General features: G+C 37.2%; 7 protein-coding genes. 2 read left to right on the top strand and 5 right to left on the bottom strand.

The genetic code is table 11. The features are described 5' to 3' along the window. Nucleotides 1-404: 404 nt before the first annotated feature. Nucleotides 405-926 carry a hypothetical protein gene (locus RZN25_16560; protein MEQ6378425.1) on the bottom strand — a complete coding sequence of 174 codons (522 nt, stop codon included), beginning with the start codon at nucleotides 924-926 and terminating at the stop codon, nucleotides 405-407. A gap of 172 nt (nucleotides 927-1,098) precedes the next feature. On the opposite strand from RZN25_16560, the gene RZN25_16555 reads away from it, so the two are divergent. Continuing rightward, nucleotides 1,099-1,539, top strand: a complete 441-nt coding sequence (locus RZN25_16555) for a YtoQ family protein (protein ID MEQ6378424.1) — start codon at nucleotides 1,099-1,101, stop codon at nucleotides 1,537-1,539. Nucleotides 1,540-1,748: 209 nt separating this feature from the next. Here the strand turns inward: RZN25_16555 and RZN25_16550 are convergent, their stop codons facing one another. Both RZN25_16550 and RZN25_16545 read right to left on the bottom strand, forming a co-directional pair. Then, a complete protein-coding gene (locus RZN25_16550; protein ID MEQ6378423.1) occupies nucleotides 1,749-2,252 on the bottom strand; it encodes a DUF84 family protein in 504 nt (167 codons plus the stop codon). A gap of 8 nt (nucleotides 2,253-2,260) precedes the next feature. After that, nucleotides 2,261-3,328 carry a M42 family metallopeptidase gene (locus RZN25_16545; GenBank protein MEQ6378422.1) on the bottom strand — a complete coding sequence of 356 codons (1,068 nt, stop codon included), beginning with the start codon at nucleotides 3,326-3,328 and terminating at the stop codon, nucleotides 2,261-2,263. A gap of 142 nt (nucleotides 3,329-3,470) precedes the next feature. Between RZN25_16545 and RZN25_16540 the strand changes: the two genes are divergently transcribed. Beyond that, complete coding sequence (locus RZN25_16540) at nucleotides 3,471-3,779, top strand: hypothetical protein (GenBank protein ID MEQ6378421.1); 309 nt, start codon at nucleotides 3,471-3,473, stop codon at nucleotides 3,777-3,779. A 133-nt stretch (nucleotides 3,780-3,912) separates the two neighbouring features. On the opposite strand, the gene RZN25_16535 is transcribed toward RZN25_16540, so the two are convergent. Both RZN25_16535 and trmB read right to left on the bottom strand, forming a co-directional pair. Then, a complete protein-coding gene (locus tag RZN25_16535; protein MEQ6378420.1) occupies nucleotides 3,913-4,761 on the bottom strand; it encodes an MBL fold metallo-hydrolase in 849 nt (282 codons plus the stop codon). A gap of 41 nt (nucleotides 4,762-4,802) precedes the next feature. Then, complete coding sequence (gene trmB, locus RZN25_16530) at nucleotides 4,803-5,444, bottom strand: tRNA (guanosine(46)-N7)-methyltransferase TrmB (protein MEQ6378419.1); 642 nt, start codon at nucleotides 5,442-5,444, stop codon at nucleotides 4,803-4,805. Nucleotides 5,445-5,892 lie beyond the last annotated feature (448 nt).

Genomic DNA, 5,892 nt, shown 5'->3' with positions numbered 1-5,892 from the left:
TCTATCTTTCCTATCATACCGAAGATTCATTCCTTGCTCAATGAGAAAAGTGCAAGCGCCCTTGATCATCGACGTAAGGCGGTGGATCTCATCGATATTAAGGATCGTCGGCTAAAGCCGTCACATCGTGTGACAACGCCGACGTGACCTACATCGTGTAGGCCCAAAGGAAACACGGTTCACGAGGGCTCGCATCCTGCGAGTCAGTTCGGTGTTGCGACAAATGTTTTCGGTGGGACGAGTAATCGGATGTCACGTTTTTAACCGAACCTCCTTCATCGATGTTGACTTATCGATGGAGAGGAGGGAACCGACTCTAGTCGATAGGGCGCTGGAGCTAGCCAAATTTTATACTTTCTTATCTGTTGAGAAAAGCAGGAGAAATTCTTCCCCTGCTTCCCACTCTATTTGTATTTAATTGATCTTATAATTTCCATCATTGCTCTTGATGTCTCAACTAAATTCTTTGATTCTGTTTGTGAGGTCATCTTCTTTCCCCCAATGCCTGTTTGAACTTCATACAAATCGCTGTCCCCAATCTTAAGAATTAATAGGTAACCTACACGATCTCCATCCTCAAACTTTTTTAATAGAAGTGGATCTGGATTTTTTTCCTTAGCACTATCGTAATATAATGTACTACTCTCATCTTCTAATGGGTTAAAAAACAAAAGGAAAAGCTGGTCCACTTGTTTTACTATCAAATTATTAGGTGTTTCCTGCTCGATTTGCATGATTTCAGGTAAATACAAGGAGATTTCTTCTAAATCCTGATTAGCAGTCTCAGGCTCTTGCAAAAAAGCCTCCTTTGCAGCTTCCTCTGCATTACTCAATAATTTATCTTCATCAATTAAAAACTGTGAAATCAAAATGAAAAACAGGGCAAGACTTACTATTACACTTAACCATACTCTCCAATTCCGCACAATAATACCTCCTGAATACCTTTTCGTAGTCTATTAGTACCTCTTAATGATACTATGAAATCATAATATGACAAGTTTCGATTTTGTTACAAGTTGTCTCAGTAGTTCGATTTGGTTTACTCTAAAGGGGGAAAGGGTAATAGTAAAAAGTGAATTTAAGGGAGGAATCACTATGGAATTTGTTGTGTATCTTGCGGGTCAAATTCATGATGATTGGAGAAATGAAATCAAGAACCGGGCAAGGGAACGGGAATTGCCGTTGACTTTCGTTGGGCCACAGGAGAATCATGAGCGGTCAGACAATATTGGAGAAGATATTCTAGGAAAACAACCAAATGCCATCTTTCGAGATGATGCAGCATCTAGTTTAAACAACCTGCGAACAGAGCTACTTATGAAAAAAGCAGACTTGGTTGTTGCTTTATTTGGAGAGAAATATAAGCAATGGAATACCGCAATGGATGCAAGTACAGCGATTGCACTTCAAAAACCACTTATTCTTATTCGTCCGGAATCTCTAGTCCACCCATTAAAAGAGCTTTCTAACAAAGCGAGTGTCACAGTTGAAACTGTTGACCAAGCATTAGATGCCTTGGCATATATCTTTGAATAGGAAAATAGTTGAATATATTTCTTCTAAAACTTTGAATTTTCTTTAGAAAAACTTGGCTATCGTAAAAGGTATTCATGAAAGCGTATATTGCTTTCTAATACCCCTTTACTATGGAGTGAAAGTGTTCACTTAGTTTTACTTATATAACCAACCGATTAAAGTTATAGCTGTATCCGAAAAAAAACGCCTAGGAATAGGCGATTTTTTTGTTACTTATTTACATATTCATATTGCCCTTTTAATAATTGGACTACATGCTGAAACATCATACTACGGTCAACTACTCCGTTAGTAAAAATGCCAATAGCACCTTCCTTTTTTCTTACATTTTTCTTTTTAGCATATCGATCCATAACCATTCCTAGTTCTTCACCCTCTAAAACAGGTTTTGAGACTTCTTCAGGTAAAGGAATTCTTGCTCCAGAAGCTACAAAAATATGACCGTGTTCATCAACCAAAGCTCCCCAGTTAATAAGGTAGCAAATCCCTTCATCTACCGTGATCCCACCTTCAAGTCCAATTCCTATAGATTGAGGAAAAGCTTGGGCAGACTCCTTCGCTCGATGAATGGCTCCTAAACGTGTTTCCCTATCATTCATAGGTTGAGCGGAGACATGCGAATTTGCCCCATATCTTTCTACTTCATCTGAAGCGAAAACCGATATAACAGCATTTATTTTCGCTGGATTCAATGATCCAATAATAATTTTCATAAAAAGACCTATGCACGAGAACGTATTTGATCAACTACATTTTGATCCGTAGTTTTTACTAGCTTAATCAACAGTTCTTTTGCAGCTGCATAATCATCAACATGAACAATAGAAGCTGCCGTATGGATATAACGAGAACAAATACCTATAACTGCAGATGGTACACCTTCGTTGGAAATATGCACACGTCCTGCATCTGTTCCACCTTGGGAAATGAAATACTGATAAGGAATCTTATTAGATTCTGCTGTATCTAAGATGAATTCTCTAATGCCACGATGAGTAACCATAGAGCGATCATAAATTCTTAGCAGTGCTCCCTTACCAAGCTGACCAAACTCTTTGGTATCTCCAGACATATCATTTGCTGGAGAAGCATCCAATGCATAAAAAATATCAGGTTTAATCATATTAGCTGCTACTTGAGCTCCTCTTAACCCTACTTCTTCCTGCACCGTCGCACCTGAATATAGTTCATTTGGCAAAGTTTCATTTTGTACAGCCTTCAATAATTCAATAGAAAGTCCACATCCATACCGATTATCCCAAGCTTTTGCCAATACCTTTTTTTCATTGGCCATTTTTGTAAATGGACAAATTGGTAAAATTTGCTGTCCTGGCTTAATTCCAATTTTTTTAGCATCTTCTTCATCATCAGCACCAATATCAATTAACATATTACTCATTTCCATTGGCTTTTGGCGTTGTTCAGGCGTCAAGTTATGTGGAGGAATAGATCCAATGACCCCAATGACAGGACCATTTTCTGTTATAACTTGAACTCGTTGTGCGAGTAACACTTGATTCCACCAGCCACCAAGTGTTTGGAAACGAATCATACCATTTTTTGTGATTTGTGTAACCATAAATCCTACTTCATCCATATGACCAGCGACCATTACACGCGGACCTTGTCCCTTTTTCACTCCAAAAACACCACCAAGACGGTCTTGGATGATTTCATCTGAATATTTACCAAGCTCTTCTTTCATAAAACGACGAACATCGTGTTCAAACCCAGGAGCCCCTGGTAATTCTGTTAATGTTTTAAACAATTGCTCTGTTTCTTGATTCATCTTATAACGCCCCTCTACTATGTAATTAAAATAAAACCATATCCATATTCTATCGAAAGATGAAAAATGTTTCCACTTTGTTTAACTGGACGTTTTCTTCATACTAAATTTTAGATATACTATTTTATAAGAGGTGATGAAAATGAAGGGAACAAAACTACTCGTAGCCATTGGGGCTGGAGCCTTCGTTGGATACATAATTGGAAGCTCTTTTATAGATAGACGTTTATCTCCAACTACTGTTCTAAATCAAATGAAAGAGCAATTTTGGGAAAACCGCAGGATCACAGGATCTTGGATATATCACAAGCCATTATCCCTTAAAAAAAATTCCCAAGACTTAACCGTCTATAAAGGAGGTATTGTTCATAAAGTTAATGATAAAGAATTAAAATTTGAATTTTTGGCTGATGCATATACTGGTGAACTCATTGACGCTTATGATGTTTAGAAGTAAAAAGATGATCCCTCTTTTTTTGAGGAATCATCTTTTATATTGCAAAGAGGTACCGACGCGTATAATATGCAATCATTGATTCGATCGATTGTTAAATCATTGTACCCGTTATGCCCTGAACCCCTTTTTATTCGGATCTTGTTCGCTTAATTTCATCTATCTTATTTCCATTTTCATCAAATCGAATAGCCCTATAATAAGCGTCATGATAAAAGGTATACCAAGCTTTTCGGCTGTATCCATAGTCCATCCATTTTTCTTTTTGATGGACAGTTGTTACTGGATAATCATCATACGCCAATGCCCATAATTTATTTTGATGGGCATGAGTGGGCATTAAATCTGCCATATGAATGAACTCATCATCTCCATTCTGAAAATGAATGATAGAATGCCCATCACTATGACCACCTGTTTGAATCATTTCAAGACCTTTCATGACTTCAAAGGTACCCGAAAATGGTTGGACTAGATCACTAACAGGCTCCCAATTTTCCCTCCAATAGGTATTTACTGAACGAATATTTGGATTTCTCATTTCATCCCACTCAGTTTGGGAAACATAAATCGGTGTATCATTAAAGACAGGCACCCATTTCCCTTCCTTTTCTGTTGTTAGTCCACTAGCGTGGTCAAAATGTAAGTGAGTCATAAGGATTGCATCGATATCCTGAATGGAGAGATCAAGTTTTTTCAAATCTTCCTCAACAAAAGATTCTTCCAAGACTCCGAAATTCCGCTTTTGCTTTTCAGTAAACTTACCATTACCAATACCTGAATCAATTATGTATTTCTTCCCATCAATTTCCAAAAGAATAGGATCTGTTCTGAGCTCTATCTGATTTCTATCATTATTTGGATATTTTTTTTCCCAAAGTGCTTTTGGAACAACTCCAAACATTGCACCCCCATCCAGATAGTTTACTCCCCCACGTAACCAGGTCAATTTTGCACGCCCTATTGTCAAAGTCTCCATACGTCAATTCCTCCCACCTTTTTGATAAAAGCATATCACATTTATTCTGGGAATTGAACAGTGGCACGGTATATAGGCAGTCCTTTTTTAGCAAAACGTTCTTCATATTCAGTCATGACATTTAGTGGATCGTTAAGTTGATGTAAATTTAATGATACATCTTGTATTGTAAGGCCAAATTTTGAAAAACTTGAAAGAGAGTATTCAATCAACCCTTGGTTGTCAGTTTTAAAAACAAGATAAGCTCCCGGCTTACAAATCACTTGGTATTGCTCTAAAAAGCTTTGGTACGTCAATCTCCGCTTAGCATATCTTGTTTTGGGCCATGGATCCGAGAAATTAAGATATATTTGGTCTATTTCACTTTCTGCAAAATAATCTCTTACGTCAACGGCATCCTCGTTTAAAAGCTTAATATTAGAGCATCCCTCCTCTTTAACCTTTTTAACCGTATTAACAATGACACTCTTCACCTTTTCAATTCCAACAAAATTAATATCTGGATGTTGTAATGCCATACCCGAAATAAAGCCCCCCATTCCAGTTCCTATTTCTAGATGGACTGGTTGAGATTTATTAAATTGCTCATTCCAAATTCCCTTATGTTGAGTGGGATTTAGAACAATGATAGATTGATTTTCTGCCAAAAATTCATCTGCCCACGGCTTGTTTCTCATTCTCATTTTTATTCCTCCTCGTATTGCTATGGATTTAAGAGCATTATTAAAAAATTAATGTATATTATTGCTCGTATTACATCACATTAGTATCGTTGCTTCTGTATGTCTTGAAATTTAGTTACAAAATTTACGGAATTAACCATCCTTTTAGTATTTTCTAGCTTATTCCATATTTATTTATCCAGTTGAATTAGCTAGTCAGTTAACTGATAAGGATGCTAAGAAAAAACAAATAAAATACGCCCCGCCCCTCAAATATAAGAAAAACGCAAGCACCTTTCGAAACAAGAAAATCGCTTGTTTCTGCGAAGTAGCTCTATGTAGCTTTCCTTTGTGCGATTACTCGGGGCAAAAACTAAGAAGATTACTCGATGAAGCTGTTTCGCTGAAGCTAGACAAAATTTTCTTTCTTACTTTTTAAGAAAAGCGCAAGCGCCCTCGATCATCGACG

Source organism: Bacillaceae bacterium S4-13-56, from assembly GCA_040191315.1.
Lineage (GTDB): Bacteria > Bacillota > Bacilli > Bacillales > JAWJLM01 > JAWJLM01.
Note: the sequence above shows the minus strand (reverse complement) of the source record. Positions and strands in the feature narration are given on the sequence as shown.